This window comes from Nocardia jiangsuensis, assembly GCF_042650385.1.
Taxonomy (GTDB): Bacteria; Actinomycetota; Actinomycetes; order Mycobacteriales; family Mycobacteriaceae; genus Nocardia; species Nocardia jiangsuensis.
The window spans coordinates 41,363-58,132 of sequence record NZ_JBHSAX010000016.1; the positions used below are offsets into that span (position 1 = coordinate 41,363).

The window sequence follows — 16,770 nt, forward strand, 5'->3', positions numbered from 1 at the left end:
GAGATCTCGGGGTGGGGTCGGGGGTGCACCCGGAGGTGCCCGCAGCAGGGACGTTCGTAGAGTCCTTCTCGTGCGAACAAACGCTTTCACGGTGCGGACCGATGTCGTCTCGGCAGCCTTCGGTGTTGCCGCGGCCGCCGGCCTTGTGCACGCGCGCTCCCTCGTCGCGGCCGGTCACCGAACACCGTGGCATCACCACCCGCCACGACGAACCGAGCTGACTCGCGGTGAGCTCACCACCGTCCACGCTCCTCGACCCCAACCCCGCTGGTCAGCTGTAGCCTAGGAGCCACCCGCCGCAGCGAATGAGCAGCCCACCGGGGATGGTGAGCATTTCCGGACTGGGGACCAGGCCCCCTTCCGGGCAGCGTCCCCCGCGCACTTCCACAGGCACGACCGGCCCGGGTGAGCCGTCCGCGCGCCGCCAGGTTCTCAGCACCGTGCCCGGATCGGTCTGCTCGATGGCAGCCACGTACTCACCCAGCAAGCCGTAGTACCAATACAGGGCGGTGCGCACCTCGGCGTCTTCGGACACCCATCGTGCGTCCCGGGCGATGTATTCCACGCCCGCGCGTTGCCGCAGCAGTACGCCCTCGGCGTCGGCGGCGAGCACCCGTTGTGCCCCCGGCAGCGGCTGAGGGTCGTGGGCGCCGTCGAGCAACACTGTGTTCTCACCCCACTCGGCCGCCACCCGCTCGCCGGAGCGATGCGTCATCGGAATGTCTTTACCGACCGGCCGTGGTATCACGTAGGTGCGCGTGATCGAGCCGTCGCGACCGGATAGTGCCGAGACCCGCAGTTCGTCGGGGTCCAGGCATCGGAAGGCCTGATACACCGTCGAGGTGGTCGTGTCGAACCAGCTCCGGGCCCCAGGGCAGTCGGGATCTACCGCCCGCGCCGACCAGCGGCGAGCGCCGGTGCGGGAATCGTAGGAGACCAGCACGTCGTCCTCGGTCCGGAACAGCGGCTCCGGCAACCCGAAACCGCGTCCCCGACGCTCTGGGGACTGCGGGTCCGGGTGGTCACGGGTGAAATCCGAGACTTGCCACAGCAGTTCCCCGGTCAGCGCGTCGAGCGCGGTCCAGCCCCGGTACTCCCAGTAGGCCAGCACGACACCACCGTCGAGGGAACGCAGCGAACCCGGCTGCACCCCGATTCCGCCTTCGCGCTGGGTGCGCCGATAGTGCCAGAGCTCCTCCCCGCTGCCACCGTGATAGGCGGTGATCCCGCCCGAATTCGCCACCACGAACCCAGCACCCGCCACCACGACATCCGCGGGATATACGCGCCCCGGATTACCCAGCCAGACCTCATACCGCTCGATGCCCAGCCCGGCGGGAACGGGCGGGACCGCCACCGCGGCGACCGTGCGGAGATCGATACCGCGCGCATCGTCTCCGGCCCGCACCGCCAATCCCGCGGCCAGCACCGGCACCGACACCGCGGCCACCAACGGCACCACCAGCCCCCGCCCCCGCAACGGAGCCAGCGCCGCGGGCGCCAGCGCTGCGGGCAGCAACAGGATCGAACCGGCCACGATCAAGACACACCCCGCGACGATGACCGGGACCGTGATGGTCAGCGGCCGGACCGCCTGCAGCGTCTGCACGACCGCCGCCGCGTCCCGGATCAACGCCATCGCCGGAAGGACCACGATCCCGGCGAGCACCGCAAACAGGACCCCCCAGTCCCGCCGCGCGTACTCATCGCCCTCGTTCCAGCCACGCCGCGCCAGCGCCACCGCGACGACACCGACCCACAACCCGACCGCCAGCGCCACGACCCCGAAGTAGACGGGCTCAGCGTCTATTCGGGAGATGTCGAAACGCCCCATCCCGTAATCCCAGTCGGGCCGCACGGGCCGCGGGCCCACAAACCTGCCGTAGCAGGCCAGCACCGTCCCGCCCCACACCGAGACCGCCCCGACCACGGCCGCGAACCGAACCGCTCCCACCCCGATCATCCCCACCTCTTCTCCCCGTACGCCGAGATGCGCAACGCCCGCAAGGCTATCGGCCACACGTGACGACCGCCCGCTACACAGATCGTCACGACGGCGGCGCCGGTCCGCCCGACCTCGCCACTACAGGCTTCTGATCCGGTCCCCGGCAGGCGGACTGGCTCCATCCAACGGCGCGCTCGCCGCGTGCGTCACCACACCCACGCTGACCTTCCTCGATCGGCGCACCCTGCTGTCGTCCCGGCGCGACAGCGACGCGACGGTCACCGGCGACACCGAGTTCACCGCCCGCCTCTCGACACCGTCGACATCATGTGACCGCGGAGGCCTGCCTGACCATGTACAGCCTCATCCTGTTCAGCGCAGGTGGGAGGGTGTCTATTCGTACCTGCGGGTCAGCAGGTGAGCCAGCTGTGGTTTGCCCGACCCGCTCAGATCGTCGAGGGCTGTCGGCCGTCCGGCCATGGCCATCAATAGCGATTCCCCCGGACCGGTAACGATCGGTCCCCTCCCGCGCCGTCGCCCTGGATCGCGCCGCGGCGCTCCTCGCCGCAGGCTCACCGCGCGCGTCAGCACCGCATCGAGCTCGGCCACCGACGGCACCCACCGCCACAGGAGCAGACGCCGCCGGGGACGACGTCGTGCTCGGGCCGGATCCCGCGCAACCGGTGACGACCGACCCCGCCGCGAGAACGGCCGCCAGCACGACACCGGCGGCAGCATGCCCGCGACCGCTCACCGGCTGCTTCCTCCGGCCGGCCCAGGCTCAGGGCCGGGGATCCAGCCTGGCCCCTGCCCCTCGAAGTACCTCCACCCCGAACTCACAGCCTGCTGCTATCCGGGCCGCCGGGACCGCCACCCGCGGGCCACCGAGCGGGAGCAGCGCGCGGGCTCGTCCCCGGCCGCGACGAAGAGCGCGGTCAGCAGGGGCTCGCCGTGCGCGAGCGCGGCGTCCGGGAGCGGGCCGGTGGCGACGAGGCTCGCCAGCCCGTGCCCGATCACCCACATCCGCAGCGCGGTGGCCTCCGGGTCGGTATCGGCGGCGAACCGGCCCGCCTCCCTGGCTCGCGCGGCGGCGGCGATCAGCAGCCCGAGCGTGGCGCCGGCGGCCGGTGCGTCCTCCAGCTCGGCGGTGACGTCGAACATCGCGCGGTAGAGGTCCGGGTTCGCGACGGCGTTCGCGAGGTAGCCGGCGCCGAGCGCGGCCAGATCGCGCACCGGGTCGGGACCTGTTCGCACGGTGGCCAATTCGGCCGCCAGCCGGGTGAAGCCCTCTTGGCGCACCGCGCGCCACAGCCCGTCGATGCCGTCGAAGTAGGTGTAGACGGCCATGGTCGAGACCTCGGTGCCCGCCACCAGGGCGCGCAGCGTCACCGGCTCGCGCCGGGCCAGCATCTGCGCCGCTCGCTCCACCAGCAGTGCCCGGGTCCGGGGGTTCTTCGTCCGTGCCATGGACACAGAATACATAACAACGTTATTGTATGAGCATTGAACACCCATTTCGAAGGAGCCTGATATGACCGTGGAACTGCGCAACCCGGACGGCCTGCCCAAGCCGGAGATCTACCGGCAGTCCGCCATCGCGACCGGAAGCCGGTTCGTCTTCCTGGCCGGGCAGGTGGCAAGGGACGCCGACGGAAATCCGGTCGGCACCGGCGATTTGGCGGCACAGGTGGAGCAGGCGTACTTGAATGTGGCGACCGCGGTGGCGGACGCGGGCGGCACCTTCGACGATGTCGCCAAGCTGACCATCTACCTGGTCGACTGCTCACCGGAGAACCTGCCGCTGCTCGGCGAGGGCGCCGGGCGCGCCGCCGCGAAGCTGGGAGTCGACCCGACCAAGCCGGTCACAGTGCTGCAGGTGGCCGCGCTGGCCGAGCCGGACCTGCTCGTCGAGGTGGAGGCCATTGCAGTACTCGATTGACCCCGCGTGGATCAGCCCGACGACGGCGGTAGTCGCGGTCGCGGGGCGCCCCGCGCAGCCGGTACTCCAGCAGCGCGCCCGGCCAGTTGTGGGTGTCGCGGCCTGTGGTGTCGCGGTACCGGTTGCGGCAGCCGGAGTCCCAGGGCAGCGGGCGGGCGAAGCGGCGGGACCCACAGCCGCAGCACGTCGCGTCGCGGCGCCGGTACCGGGCGTCTCATTGTCGCGGCAGTGACGTCCAGGTCCGCGCGCTCGAGGAGCCCGGCGCCATCGGCGCAGCTGGCGTTCCAGCGCGAGAGCCGCCATCGCCCGCCGGCTCGACACCATCGCGATTCGCCTGCTCAGGCTGCAATACCTGCGAACACCTCGCTCAGGCGATCGCCGAACCGCATCACCAGCACCCGGCGCTCGCGCTGCGCAAGCTCGCGCGTCGCCGCTGCCGGCCCGGTCGAGTACGGCCCTCGGCCGGCCGGCCGATCTGTAGTGCTTCGGTCGTGACGGCGACGGGCGGTGCTGTCAGCCGAAGAAGTCGAATTCGAAGACGTGGCCGCCGATGGTCACGCTGTGGATATCGAAGAAGTAGTCGAGCGGGTAGGACCAGAAAAACAACCCCGAGACCATGAGGAACGGGAAGAAGATCACGCTTTTCATCCATGCTCAGGGGTCGAGCGCGGCGACGTGGTCGTTGTTGCCGGGCCGGTACAGCACCACGATGCGGTGGCCGGGACCATCGGTATCGATCGCATCAACCACCTCGGCTCGGCGCGGTTCCCCTGTGCGGGTGACGAACTCCACGGTCGGGTAGTACTCCGGCTTGTCGTCGCTGTCTTTGCTGTCGCGGACCGACACGATGACACCGCGGGCCCAGAACCCCAGTGTCAGCAGCATGATCCGTTCCACGGTTACCCACACGTTGTAGAACCCACCGAGTATCAGCAAGCCCCCGAGCCCGAACACCAGCGCCGCTCCGACGGGCTCCCAGTTTCCCTGCACGTCAACAGAGTATGGCGTCGGAAACACGCTGTCGCTGGGCGAGAACTGCACTCTGCATCCGGAGTTCCGGGTGTGGCCTGCGTGGAGCGGTACAGAGCGGCTCGGGAGATCCCGAAGGTACCGGCGGCTGGGGACCACTTCGCGTTCCGGGCACGCTCGCATCAGGGATCAGACCGCGCTCAGGGGGACCGGAACAGGTGTCGTCGTTCGGCGGGATGTCGGTGCATCGGTAGAGACGTTCATTTGATGCGGGCGGAGATCACGGTGACGACCTCGATGGCCGCCGCGCACAGCTCGGGGTCGTCGTCGGGCTGCTCGGTGGCGTATTCGAACTGGATCGCCCCGCTGGAGGGCACGCCGACCCAGATCTTGTACTTGCGGGAGCCGGTGCGGTTGCGCTCCACCGTCAGGAATCCCGGCCGTTGCCCGATGGTGAGATCGCGGGATTCTTCCATCCGATACTCGGCCACTATATCGGTGTACTTGTACCGATACTCCGGGGTGAAGAACATCTTGATCTTCTTCGGTGCTTCGGGGGCACTGCGCCAGTGGCAGAACCCGAGGGAGTCGTCGATCGGCTCCGGGGTCTGGAATCCGAATCGGTGCAGATCCTCGGGCCCGAGCACGGCGCACTGGTGATATGCGAGCTGGGTCAGGATCCATGGTGGCGGCGGTAGCGGGTCGTCGGGACCGAGGACGGCCGGCCGCCGTGCCGGCCCGGCATGGCCGGGAACGTCTCGATCGCTCACCAGGACCGCCACCGGCAACGCACCCAACACGACGGCCACGACGGCCATCGCACCCCGTATAAGGACAGCACTGATCATCGCTATTCCCCTCCTCCCCCACCCATCACTCCAGAACCGGCCGATTCGGGCACGGTGGGTGGCCCCGGCGACGCGCATCGTGCGGCGGTGTCTGATTCGGGTGGCCACGAGCCGGCGTCGGGGAGGACGCGGCGAGTGCTTCGGCGGTTACTCCAGGGACCCCGATGCGGACGAGTACGTGCCCAGAGCGGCAGACATCCAGAAGTGTTCAGCGGCTCGCAACCGCAGGACCGCGATATCGCGCTACGTTCGAGAGTTCCTGCAACGGAGTTCGAATCGGGGAGGATTCGCATGTTGTACTTCCGGGCTGTCGCCCTTGTGGGCGTCGCGATCTTCTTCTTCTCGAACAACGGCGGGCCGTTGGGGGTGGCGCTCACCGTCGTCGCGGTCGGAATGCTCGGCTTCGCGATCGCCAACTCGCTCGGCGTGGTGGAGGTACAGCGCGACGGTCGCTGGTCGGCCGGGAGCAGTGACAGCGGCGGCGGGTACGACGGGGGCGGTGGTGGTTGCGGGGGCGGTGGTTGCGGAGGTGGCGGAGGCGACTGAAGCCGCCGCAGACAATCGCGGCCGTAAGGGCGGTCGGTCACGGGTGGTCGACGCCGACAAGCGCCGCGCGATCCTGGCCCCGCTACGCCGAAGCAAGTCTCTGCGCGAGATCGCCTGTGGGGTCGGGGTCCGAGCGGGCGAAGAAGTCGTCGAACTCGCCCAGCCGGGTCGGTCGATCCGTGGTCGGCAGCGTGCACGCGGACAGGTTCATCATCGTCTCGCACAGGTCGTCATCGGTCATACCAGCACGGTAAGCCTGAACTCCGGTACAGGATGCAACCCGCAGCCGGCAGCGGACCCCGCGGCCCAGGTCGAAGGCGACCCGGATGCGCCCGAGTCGGGACGCCGATCGTAGGGGGCTTACACCAGCAGGACTGAAAGCGCACACTTTCGAAGGTGGCCGCTTTCGAAGGCGTGGATGTCACCGTGCTCGGTGGCCCGATGCGCAAGGGGATCATCGAGCGCCGGGCGCAGCGGCCGAGCTCGGTGCGCGAGCTCGCCGAGCAGCTGCCGATCACCCCGCAGGCGGTCTCCCAGCGATCGTGAGCGCGGGCGCCGACAACCTGCCACCCGGTGCGTTCCACCGGCCCGACACACCAACGCGAACACAGAACCGGACACCGAGCATTCGCCACGACCGGCACCCTGCCTCGGGCGCGACGCTCGTCGGCGGCCGAGAGCAACCCGCGATCATCTTGCCGCGTGTGATTCGTGATCACGCCGCGGTCAGGTGTAGGCAGCAAGGTAGCGAAGCCGGTGGTGCCCCGGGCTGGAGCCGGTAGTCGTCGCGTGCTATCCGGTCTGTTCACGGTTACGGCGGGACCTTCCCGGAACCGTCCGTCTGGCAGCAGAATGCTGGCCCCAGCTGGGACCCTCGGCGTCGCCGACGCGCTTACCTGCCCCCTCGAACCGGAGCGGACGCCTCCAGGGCTGCTTGTAGACGATTTGTCTGCGATCACTACTACAGAGTTGCGCCGAGGCGGGCCACCGGCCGAGCGCGGCACCACGACCTCGCCGAGCAACGGCGACAGCATCGGTGAACCGCTTGCCTGCTCAGACGTCACCGCAACGGCCAGGCCGCGCCCGGGGCCGGTGGCGCCGCGCCCACTGCTGCGGACAACGAGGCCGCGCTCGGTGCGCGAACCGAGGCGTCAGCGCTGAATTCGGCCAGGCGGCTGGGTGGCAAGAACCCGGCGTCCCGCACAAACGGGCGATGCTCAGGCGATAGGTCTGGTCGGAGGATACTATCTTTTGCCTCCCAGCCCGATATCCGCGATCAGCGCGCAAATTCGCGCAATGTGTGAGCGATTACCGAAACCACCCGCTTCGCATGTTTTTCCAGGTAGAAGTGGCCGCCGTCGAAGGTGTGCAGCGTGCCGCCGGCAGCGGTGTGCTCGTGCCACTGCTCGGCCTCCGCCACCGTGGTGCGCGGATCGTCGGTGGCGGTGAGAACGACGATGGGCGCGGTGATCCTGGCGCCGGCGTCGGCGTGGTACTTCTCCACGGCCTGGTAGTCGTTGCGGATGGCGGGGAGCACCATGTCGCGCATCTCCGGGTCGGTGAGTACGCGCGAGTCGGTGCCGCCGAGCTTGCGGATCTCCGCGAGGATGGTGGCGTCGTCGCGAAACCGCGCGCTCTCGTCGCGGATGACGCTCGGTGCCCGGCGTCCGGAGGCGAAGACGACCACGGGCCCGTTGCCGCTCCGCTCGCAGCGGCGCGCGACCTCGAACGCGAGCACGGCTCCCATGCTGTGGCCGAAGAAGGCGACGGGGCCGTCCAGCACGGAGATCAGCGCGCTGTGCACCCGGTCCGCGAGTTCCTCGATGGTCGGGACGAACTCTTCCCTGCGGCGGTCCTGTCTGCCGGGATACTGCACGGCGCGGACGTCGAACTCGGGCGTCAGCGCTGTCGAGACCGGGAAGTAGTAGCTGGCCGAGCCACCCGCGTGCGGGAAGCAGATCAGGCGGGCGCCTGCGTCCGGCGCGTCGTGGTAGCGGCGGAGCCACAGTTCTGTATCGACCGGTGTGGTCATGGACGATTCCTTTCGGGTCGGGGTCGAATGCGTGCGGCCGCCGTCAGCGGTCGATGATCGAAGACGATCGGAGGTGCTCGTCCAGGGCGGCGGCGGTGCGCGGCGCGTACTCCTCCATCATCGAGAAGTGGTTGCCGTGCACGTCGAGAACGGTATGGTCGTGCGGCCAGACCGGGCGCCACTCCCGTGCCGCGTCCTGCTCCGAGAGCGGGTCGGCGGCGCGGACGAAGATCGCGGGGGACGTGGTGGGCGCCGGTTCCCAGTCGCCGAATATCCGGAAGTACCTGCCCATCGCCAGCAGGGTCCGGTCCGTGATCGGGACGGCGCCGCCGTCGCGCGCGAGGAAGTTGTCCATCATCGGCGCGCCGACGGCGAGGATCTCACCGCGGCGGGGCAGGAAGACGTCCATCAGGAACAGGCACGCCGGTTCGAGCCCCATGGTCTCGAGCCGTTCGGCGGTCGCGTGCGCCACCATGCCGCCCGCCGAGTGCCCCAGGAGTGCGAAGGGCCGGTCGGCGAGGTGCTTGGCGATCGTGGCGGCCAGCACGTCGGCGAGTACCGCCACCGAGCGCGGCGTGCGCGGCTCGCCGGCGAAACCGGGGTACCGCACCGCGGCCACGTCGCGATTCCCGGCGAAATGCGCCGCGAATCGCGCGTATTCGTGCGGGCCGGACATCGCGCCGAAGGCCGGGAAGCAGATGAGCCGCGGGGTGTCGGCGCCGCGGGCCAGCCACACCGGCTCCTGTGGCTCGGCGTCGTCCGCGTCGTCGAGGCTCGGCAGCAGATCGCCGACGGTCATCAGCATGTCCAGGGCGCGGTCGTGCCTGCCGCGGGCGCAGGTCAGCGCGAAGAGCGACTTGATGTCGACACCGGCCGCGGTCGGCGCGGGCGCGGGCGCCGCGGTCTCGGCGAGCAGGGTGGTGAGCCGCGCCGCCAGTTCGGCCGGGGTCGCGAACTCGAAGACCACACTGGCCGGGAGCCGCAGCCCGGTGGCATGGCCGAGCCGATTGCGCAGATCGACCGCGGTGAGCGAATCGAAGCCGAGCTCCAGGAAGTTCCGGTCCGGGCCGACGGTCTCCGGGCCGCGGTGCCCGAGCACCGCGGCGGCGGTGGCGATCACGAATTCCTCGATCGCGCTCGCCCGTTCGGGTGCCGGAAGCGCCGCGAGCGCGCCCGCGGTGTCGATCTCGTTCACCGCGACGCGGCGAGACCGCAGCTCGACCAGGTCGCGCAGCAGCGGGTGGACGACGCCACCGGCGGCCTGCGCGCGCAGTGCGCGCGGGTCCAGCGGCACCGGAAGCACGCAGGCAGGCCCCGCGCCGGTGGCGATGTCGAACAGCGCAAGCCCGCTCTCGGTGGACAGCGCCGCCGACCCCGCGTCGTGCAGCCTGCCGCGGGCGCCCGCGGCCAGGCCACCGGTCATCTCGCTCCGCTCGGCCCACAGCCCCCAGCCCAGCGAGACGGCGGGCAGGCCGAGCGCCCTGCGATGCCCGGCCAGCCCGTCCAGGTAGGCGTTCGCCGCGGCGTAGTTGCCCTGCCCGGCGTTGCCGAAGGTCGCCGAGGCCGAGGAGAAGAGGACGAAATCGGTCAGCGGCAGCTCGGCGGTGAGTTCGTGCAGGTGCCAGGCGCCGTGCGCCTTGGGGCCGAAGACGGTGTCCACCCGTTCCGGGGTGAGCGATTCGATCACCCCGTCGTCCAGCGCTCCCGCGGCATGCACGACGGCGACGAGCGGATGGGTCGCCGGGATGTCGGCCACGACCCCGGCGAGTGCCGCCCGATCGGTGATGTCGCACGCGGTGATCTCGACCTCGGCGCCCGCGGCGCGCAGGTCGTCGCGCAGTTCGCGGGCCCCGGCCGCGTCGAGCCCGCGCCGGGAGAGCAGGACCAGCCGGGCCGCGCCCGCGGCCGCGGAGTGCCTCGCGACGGCGCTGCCGAGTACCCCGGTTCCGCCGGTGATCAGCACCGTTCCCGGAGCTGGCCGGCGCTCGCCCGACCGCGCGGCGAGCCGGTGCACGCGCGGGGCGTAGTGCCGGTCGCCGCGTACCGCGAGTTGCGGTTCGGTGCCGCGCACGACGTCGAGCAGGGCGCCGCTCTCGAGGGCGCCGGTGTCGAGGTCGGCGAGTACGAACCGGTCCGGGTTCTCCGATTGCGCGGTGCGCAGCAGGCCGAGCACGGCCGAGCCGGATACGTCGGTGACCGGGTCGTCCGCGCCGACCGATACCGCTCCCCCGGTCACCAGGACGAAGCGGGCCGACCCGAGCGCCGGTGCCGCGAGGTAGCGCTGTACCAGCGTGAGCACGGTGCGGACGGCGGCGGCGGCGCGGCCGGCGGCGCCGCCGGCGACGGCGACCGGGACGACGACGGTGTCCGGCCGTTGCCCGGCCTCGTCGATGTGCTCGAGGTCGGCCAGCACCTCGATATCGACACCCCGGAGTGTCGCTCCCCGGATCAGACTGCGGATCCCACGCTGGTCGCACAGCGTGCCGGTGTCGAGCAGCGCCCAGGTGGCCGGCTCCGCGGCGGCCGGGGCGGTGTCGACGGGTATCCAGTCGAGGGTGAACAGGTGCCGGTGGGCAGGCTGTTCGGCAGGCCCGATCCCCCCGGCCGGTGCGGGGCGCAGGGTCAGCGATGCGATGGTGATCACGGGTGCGCCGGTCAGGTCGACCGCCGTGAGCGCGAGCCCGTTGCCGCCGTCGGGGCGCAGCCGGACCCGGAGTGTGGTGGCTCCCGTCGCGTGCAGGGTGACGCCCGCCCAGGAGAAGGGCAGCATCCCCTGCGCCGGGGCGTCGTCGCGCCGGGCGACGGCGACCGCGTGCAGTGCGGCGTCCAGGAGCGCGGGGTGCAGCCCGAACCCCGCGCTCTCCGCGGTGCCGGGGAGCGTGACCTCGGCGTAGATGTCGTCGCCGTGCTGCCACACGGCGCGCAGCCCGCGGAAGGTGGGGCCGTAGCCGAAGCCGGATGCGGCGAGATCGTCGTAGTGCCCGTCGATCTCGACCGGCACCGCCGCGGCGGGGAGCCAGTCCCGCGACGGGGGCGGGGCCGGCGCCCCGGCGGTGAGCGTGCCGGTGGCGTGGCGGGTCCATGGCTGGTCGGTGTCGTGCGGGCGGGAGTAGATCTCGATCGTCCTGACCTCGCCGGTGCCCGACAGCACGACCTGCAGGCTCGCGACGGCCGCGCCGAGGACGAGCGGGGTGTGGACGATCAGCTCGTCCACCCGGCCGCACCCGGCCCGGTCCGCCGCGCAGACCGCCAGGTCGACGAAGGCGGTGCCGGGAAGCAGCACCGAGCCGAGTACCACGTGATCGGCCACCCACGGGTGGGTGGGGGTGCCGATGCGGCCGGTCAGCACCACCGTATCGGCGTCGGCCACGTCGAGCGCGGCGCCGAGCAGGGGGTGGTCGACCGGGTCGAGCCCGAGGCCGGTCACGTCGGCGGTGCCGATGACGCCGGGCTCGAGCCAGTACCGGTCGTGCCGGAACGCGTAGGTGGGCAGTGGGATCCGGCCGCCGGTTCGGGGCCAGTCGACGGGGGTGCCGGTGACGAAGAGTTCCGCCGCCGCGAGCAGGAGTTGCCGTCGCTCGGGCTGGTCGCGGCGCAAGGTGCCGACGGTGACCGTGCCGGGGAGTACCGGGTGCGGAGACACCTCCACGAGTCTCGTCAGGCCGTCCGCCTGTGCGGCGGTGACCGCGCCGTGGAGGTCGACGGTCGAGCGCAGGTTCTCGTACCAGTACGTCGCGTCCATCGCGGTGGTGTCCAGTACGGCGGCGGTGACCGTGGAGTACAGCGGCACCCGGCTCGGGCCGGGTCGTATGCCCGACAGTGTTCGCGTGAGCTCCTCGCGCAGGATCTCGACCGCGGGCGAGTGCGAGGCGTAGTCGACCGGGAGCCAGCGGGTCCGCACGTCGGCGTCCAGCTCGGCGGCGAACTCCCGGAGAGCTTCCGTGGTGCCCGAGAGAACCACCGAGTCGGGGCCGTTCACCGCCGCGATCGAAATCCCGGGACGCTCCTCGACCGGTGCGCCGACCGACAACATCGTTCCGCTTCCACTCAGCGAACGCAGCGCGGCACTGCGCAACGCCACCACACGGGCACCGTCCTCGAGGCTCAGCGCACCGGCCACCACGGCGGCCGCGATCTCGCCCTGCGAGTGACCGATCACCGCGGCGGGCTCGACGCCCAGCGACTCCCACACGGCAGCGAGGGAAACCATCACGGCCCAGAGCACCGGTTGCACCACATCCACGCGGGCCAGCGCCTCCTCGTCACCCAGCGCGTCGCGCACCGACCAGGACACGTGCGGGGACAGGGCCACCGCGCACTCGTCCAGCCGGTCCGCGAAGACCGGCGACGATGCCAGGAGCTCGCGGCCCATTCCGGCCCACTGCCCGCCCTGGCCGGGGAAGACGAACACCACGCCGGAGGGCGGGCGTGCCGTTCCCGTCACCACGTCCGGATGCGGAACCCCCCGAGCCAGAGCGTCCAGCCCCGCCAGCAGCTCGTCGCGCTCGTCGCCGACCACCACCGCCCGGTTCTCGAACAGGGCCCGCGTCGCTACCAGCGAACCGGCCACCTCGGCCGGTGTCCGCTCCGGGCGTTCGCGCAGCCACGCGGCCAACCGGCCCGCCTGGGCGGCGACGGCGTCCGCGCCACGGCCCGACACCACCCAGGCCACCGGCCCTCGGGTTTCGGCGGGCTCGGGTGCGGCGACCTCCGGCGCCTGCTCGAGAATCACGTGGGCATTCGTCCCGCTGATCCCGAACGAGGACACCGCGGCCCGTCGCGGGCGCTCGGCGTCCGGCCACTCCCGCGCGGTCGTCAGCAACTCCACCGCTCCGGCCGACCAGTCGACATGCGGCGTCGGCTCGTCCACGTGCAGGGTCGCGGGCAGCACCCCGTGCCGCAGCGCCATCACCATCTTGATGACGCCCGCGACCCCGGCCGCGGCCTGGGTGTGGCCGATATTCGACTTGATCGACCCCAGCCACAGCGGGGCGGCACGGTTCTGCCCGTAGGTCGCCAGCAGGGCCTGCGCCTCGATGGGATCGCCGAGCGAGGTGCCGGTGCCGTGCGCCTCGACCACGTCGATATCCGCGGTGGTGAGCCCGGAGTCCGCCAGTGCCTGCCGGATCACCCGCTGCTGGGCGGGGCCGTTCGGCGCGGTCAGGCCGTTGGAAGCGCCGTCCTGGTTCACCGCGCTGCCGCGCAGCACCGCCAGCACCCGATGCCCCTTCGCCTGCGCGTCCGAAAGCCGTTCCAGCACGACCACCCCGACGCCCTCGCCCCAGCCGGTGCCGTCCGCCGCGTTCGCGAAGGCCTTGCACCGGCCGTCGGCGGCCAGCCCGCGCTGCCGGGAGAACTCCACGAAACTGGTCGGCGTCGCCATCACCGTGACGCCGGCGGCCAGCGCCAGCGCACACTCGCCGCGGCGCAGCGCCTGCGCCGCCAGATGGATCGCCACCAGCGACGACGAGCACGCTGTGTCCAGGGTGACGGCGGGGCCCTCGAGCCCGAGCACGTAGGCCACCCGCCCGGACAGCACGCTGGCCGCGTTGCCGGTCAGCAGGTATCCGCCGGCGTCGTCGAGGGCGAACTGGGCGACGACGCCGTAATCCTGGCCGTTCGTTCCGGCGAAGACCCCGGTGTCGCTGCCCTTCAACGACCGCGGATCGATCCCGGCGTGCTCCAGCGCCTCCCAGCTGCTCTCCAGCAGCAACCGCTGCTGCGGATCCATCGCCAGCGCCTCCCGCGGCGAGATCCCGAAGAACCCCGCGTCGAAAAGCCCCGCGTCCCGCAGGAATCCGCCCGCGCGCGTGTAGGAGGTGCCGGGATTCTCCGGGTCGGGATCGTAGAGCGCCGTCGCGTCCCAGCCGCGATCGGCGGGGAATTCGGCGATCCCGTCGCCGCCATCGGCCACCAGCCGCCACAGCTCGTCCGGTGCGGCGACGCCGCCCGGGAACCGGCAGCCGATTCCCACCACGGCCAGTGGCTCCTTCGCGCGATCCTCGAGTTCGGTGATCCGGCGGCGCGCCTCGATCAGGTTGGTGGTGGCGCGCTTCAGATAGTCCCGGAGCCGGTCTTCGGTCATCGTTGCATTCCCCTCGTCGGCGCGATCATTCGAGTTCCAGGTCGAGGAGCTCGAAGATCTCGTCGTCCGATGCCTCCTCGATTCTCGCCGCGGTATCGGCCGCGGCGCCGCGGCCGGTCAGTTCGGCCCGCAGCCGGGTGACGACCTGCGCGAGCCGCTCCACCGCCGCCATGCCCGCGGTGGCGTCGAGCGCGGTATCGGTGATCCGGCCCTCGATCTGCTCGAGCAGGGCGAACAGCTCACCGGTGCGGTCGGTCAGCTGCTCGTGGATGTGGGCGGCCAGCTCCGCGAAGGTGGGGTAGTCGAAGATCAGGGTGGCGGGCAGCCGCAGCCCCGCTGACACCTGCAACCGGCGGCTCAGCTGCACCGCCGTCAGCGAATCGAACCCCAGATCGCGCGATGCCCTGGTGAGATCGACCTCGGCCGGATTGCCGTGCCCGAGCACCTCCGCGACCTCGGCGCGGACCAATTCGAGCACGGCCCGCTGTTGCTCGGCGCGGCCGAGCCCCGCGAGGCGCTCGGCGAATGCCGTCCGGTCCGGCTGCTGCCCGGCGGCCTCCCGCAGCGCGGCCCCGACCTCCGGGATGTCGTGCAGCAGCGGCCGCGGCCGGGAGAGCGCGAAGGAGGCGTGGAACCGCTCCCACTCCACATCGGCGACGGTGAGCGCGGTGTCGGCGTTCGCGATCGCCCGGTACAGCGCGTCCAGCGCCGATTCCGGCGCCATCGCGGGCAGGCCGCGGCGTTCCATCTGCTGCTGTGCGGTCGTGGTGATCCCGGCGCCGTCGGTCTGCGCCCACGGGCCCCAGGCGATGGCGGTCGCCGGGAGGCCGCGGCCGCGGCGGTGCTCGGCCAGCGCGTCGAGGTAGGCGTTGGCGGCGGAGTAGGCGCCCTGGCCACCGCCACCCCACACCCCGGCCGCGGAGGAGAACAGGACGAACGACCCGACCTCCGGGTACTCCTCGAGCACCTCGGCCAGCGCGGTCGCGCCGGACAGCTTGGCCGCCACCACCGGGGCGAGCAGCTCCAGGTCGAGTTCGGTCGCGGGAGCGTACTGGTGGACGTCGACGCCCGCCGCGTGCACGACGGTGGTGAGCGGGTGTTCGGCGGGGAGCTCGGCGAGCACCGCGGCCAGCGCGGCCCGGTCCGTGACATCGCAGGCCGCCACCCGCACGGGCACGGTGTCGGTCAGTTCGGCGACGAGTTCGGTGGCGCCGGGAGCGGCCGGGCCGCGCCGGGAGAGCAAGAGCAGTCGCTGCGCCCCGTTCGCCGCCGCCCATCGGGCGATGTGCGCGCCGAGCGCGCCGGTGCCACCGGTGATCAGCACCGTTCCCCGCAGCAGCTCGCCCGCGTCGATGCCGGGGCCGGCCGGGGCGGGGACGAGACGGCGCAGGAAGGTGCCGGAGGAACGGATCGCGACCTGATCCTCGCCGTCCGTCCCGGAGAGCACCGCGCCGAGCGCGCGCCCGGCGCGGGTGTCGATGCTCTCCGGGAGGTCGATCAGCCCGCCCCAGCGTTCGGGATGTTCGAGCGCGACGACCCGCCCGAAACCCCACACCATCGCCTGCACCGGTGCGGTGAGCAGCTCGGAGTCCCCCACCGAGACCGCGCCGCGGGTGACGCACCACAGCGGCGCCCGCACGTCGGCGGTGCCGAGCGCGCGGACCAGCTCCAGCGTTCCGGCCAGGCCGCGCGAGACGCCGCCGGTGCCGGGCAGTGGCTCGTCCAGCAGGCCGAGCAACGAGAGCACCCCGGCGATCGGGGTCTCGGTCGCCGCGCCGAGCAGCGCGGGCCATTCGGTGCTGTCCCGCGCCGGGTCGACGGTCACCGGGGTGGCGCCGTGGTCGCGCAGGGCGGCCACGCACGCGGCGGCGGTCTCCTCGTGTCCGGGGGCGGTGACGAGCAGCCAGGTGCCGGAGAGCCCGCCGGTGCCGAGCGGGGCCACCGGTGTCCGCCACTGCACCCGGTACCGCCAGGAGTCCGCCGCCGTGCGGGCCAGGCGGGCGGAGCGCCAGGCCGTCAGGGCTTCGCGCACCGATCCCCACTCGTCGGCGTCACCGGATTCGACCAGGCGCCAGAATTCGGCGTCGACGTTCTCCGGGGTGGACTCGAGCCAGTAGCGACGATGCTGGAACGCGTAGGTGGGCAACGGAACCCGGCGCCCCGGCCGGACCGCGGCCCAGTCGACATCGATACCGGCGGTGAAGACTCGGGCGACGCCGTCGAGCAGTGCGCGTTCGCCGCGCAGCAGCGCTGCCGAATCGAGGTGGTTGGTGACGTCCCGGTCGGCCAGGTAGGTGAGCGCGCGGGAGAACTGGACCGTGTCCCGCACATGAGACACCCAGTATTCGACAGAGGTCGCCTGTTCGGCGGTCAGCAGTTCCCCGGTGCGGTCCGAGACCACCGGAA

12 protein-coding genes and 1 pseudogene are annotated in these 16,770 nt (G+C 71.7%); 3 read left to right on the forward strand and 10 right to left on the reverse strand.

Going from position 1 to position 16,770, the window contains the following annotated elements; all coding sequences use genetic code 11:
- Positions 1-271: 271 nt before the first annotated feature.
- The 3 genes and pseudogenes from ACFO0B_RS19290 to ACFO0B_RS19300 all read right to left on the reverse strand — a co-directional run bounded on the left by ACFO0B_RS19290 (position 272) and on the right by ACFO0B_RS19300 (position 3,412).
- Positions 272-1,963: an outer membrane protein assembly factor BamB family protein gene (locus tag ACFO0B_RS19290; RefSeq protein WP_378613912.1), complete on the reverse strand. Its 1,692-nt coding sequence runs from the start codon at positions 1,961-1,963 to the stop codon at positions 272-274.
- Positions 1,964-2,338: 375 nt separating this feature from the next.
- A pseudogene (locus ACFO0B_RS19295) lies at positions 2,339-2,473 on the reverse strand (maleylpyruvate isomerase family mycothiol-dependent enzyme); the annotation flags it as partial.
- 321 nt (positions 2,474-2,794) lie between these two features.
- The gene (locus ACFO0B_RS19300) at positions 2,795-3,412 is read right to left on the reverse strand and encodes a TetR/AcrR family transcriptional regulator (protein WP_378613913.1); all 618 of its coding nucleotides are present in this window, start codon (positions 3,410-3,412) and stop codon (positions 2,795-2,797) included.
- Positions 3,413-3,476: 64 nt separating this feature from the next.
- Between ACFO0B_RS19300 and ACFO0B_RS19305 the strand changes: the two genes are divergently transcribed.
- Positions 3,477-3,884: a RidA family protein gene (locus ACFO0B_RS19305; RefSeq protein WP_378613914.1), complete on the forward strand. Its 408-nt coding sequence runs from the start codon at positions 3,477-3,479 to the stop codon at positions 3,882-3,884.
- A gap of 513 nt (positions 3,885-4,397) precedes the next feature.
- On the opposite strand, the gene ACFO0B_RS19310 is transcribed toward ACFO0B_RS19305, so the two are convergent.
- From ACFO0B_RS19310 to ACFO0B_RS19320, 3 genes are all read right to left on the reverse strand, one after another.
- The gene (locus ACFO0B_RS19310) at positions 4,398-4,532 is read right to left on the reverse strand and encodes a hypothetical protein (RefSeq protein ID WP_378613915.1); all 135 of its coding nucleotides are present in this window, start codon (positions 4,530-4,532) and stop codon (positions 4,398-4,400) included.
- 6 nt (positions 4,533-4,538) lie between these two features.
- The gene (locus ACFO0B_RS19315) at positions 4,539-4,874 is read right to left on the reverse strand and encodes a DUF3592 domain-containing protein (protein ID WP_378613916.1); all 336 of its coding nucleotides are present in this window, start codon (positions 4,872-4,874) and stop codon (positions 4,539-4,541) included.
- A gap of 239 nt (positions 4,875-5,113) precedes the next feature.
- On the reverse strand, positions 5,114-5,671 hold the full coding sequence (locus ACFO0B_RS19320; RefSeq protein WP_378613917.1) for a hypothetical protein: 558 nt from the start codon (positions 5,669-5,671) through the stop codon (positions 5,114-5,116).
- A gap of 321 nt (positions 5,672-5,992) precedes the next feature.
- On the opposite strand from ACFO0B_RS19320, the gene ACFO0B_RS19325 reads away from it, so the two are divergent.
- A complete protein-coding gene (locus tag ACFO0B_RS19325; protein WP_378613918.1) occupies positions 5,993-6,247 on the forward strand; it encodes a hypothetical protein in 255 nt (84 codons plus the stop codon).
- Positions 6,248-6,329: 82 nt separating this feature from the next.
- On the opposite strand, the gene ACFO0B_RS19330 is transcribed toward ACFO0B_RS19325, so the two are convergent.
- A complete protein-coding gene (locus ACFO0B_RS19330) occupies positions 6,330-6,488 on the reverse strand; it encodes a hypothetical protein (RefSeq protein WP_378613919.1) in 159 nt (52 codons plus the stop codon).
- Positions 6,489-6,643: 155 nt separating this feature from the next.
- Here ACFO0B_RS19330 and ACFO0B_RS19335 point away from each other — a divergent pair, with 155 nt between their 5' ends.
- Entirely contained in the window at positions 6,644-6,793 is a 150-nt protein-coding gene (locus ACFO0B_RS19335; RefSeq protein WP_378613920.1) for a hypothetical protein, read from the forward strand.
- A 730-nt stretch (positions 6,794-7,523) separates the two neighbouring features.
- Here ACFO0B_RS19335 and ACFO0B_RS19340 read toward each other — a convergent pair.
- The 3 genes from ACFO0B_RS19340 to ACFO0B_RS19350 all read right to left on the reverse strand — a co-directional run.
- A complete protein-coding gene (locus ACFO0B_RS19340) occupies positions 7,524-8,279 on the reverse strand; it encodes a thioesterase II family protein (protein WP_378613921.1) in 756 nt (251 codons plus the stop codon).
- A gap of 43 nt (positions 8,280-8,322) precedes the next feature.
- The gene (locus tag ACFO0B_RS19345; protein WP_378613922.1) at positions 8,323-14,364 is read right to left on the reverse strand and encodes a type I polyketide synthase; all 6,042 of its coding nucleotides are present in this window, start codon (positions 14,362-14,364) and stop codon (positions 8,323-8,325) included.
- 25 nt (positions 14,365-14,389) lie between these two features.
- Positions 14,390-16,770: beta-ketoacyl reductase (locus tag ACFO0B_RS19350; protein ID WP_378613923.1), on the reverse strand; the 2,381-nt coding region annotated here is incomplete at its 5' end.

What these genes read in the sequence shown, in the direction of transcription:
- ACFO0B_RS19320 (WP_378613917.1), bottom strand. Translation starts at nt 5,671, where the DNA reads ATGGCCGTCGTGGCCGTCGTGTTGGGTGCGTTGCCGGTGGCGGTCCTG.
- ACFO0B_RS19340 (WP_378613921.1), bottom strand. Translation starts at nt 8,279, where the DNA reads ATGACCACACCGGTCGATACAGAACTGTGGCTCCGCCGCTACCACGAC.
- ACFO0B_RS19300 (WP_378613913.1), bottom strand. Translation starts at nt 3,412, where the DNA reads ATGGCACGGACGAAGAACCCCCGGACCCGGGCACTGCTGGTGGAGCGA.
- ACFO0B_RS19345 (WP_378613922.1), bottom strand. Translation starts at nt 14,364, where the DNA reads ATGACCGAAGACCGGCTCCGGGACTATCTGAAGCGCGCCACCACCAAC.
- ACFO0B_RS19310 (WP_378613915.1), bottom strand. Translation starts at nt 4,532, where the DNA reads ATGAAAAGCGTGATCTTCTTCCCGTTCCTCATGGTCTCGGGGTTGTTT.
- ACFO0B_RS19305 (WP_378613914.1), top strand. Translation starts at nt 3,477, where the DNA reads ATGACCGTGGAACTGCGCAACCCGGACGGCCTGCCCAAGCCGGAGATC.
- ACFO0B_RS19325 (WP_378613918.1), top strand. Translation starts at nt 5,993, where the DNA reads ATGTTGTACTTCCGGGCTGTCGCCCTTGTGGGCGTCGCGATCTTCTTC.
- ACFO0B_RS19330 (WP_378613919.1), bottom strand. Translation starts at nt 6,488, where the DNA reads ATGACCGATGACGACCTGTGCGAGACGATGATGAACCTGTCCGCGTGC.
- ACFO0B_RS19290 (WP_378613912.1), bottom strand. Translation starts at nt 1,963, where the DNA reads ATGATCGGGGTGGGAGCGGTTCGGTTCGCGGCCGTGGTCGGGGCGGTC.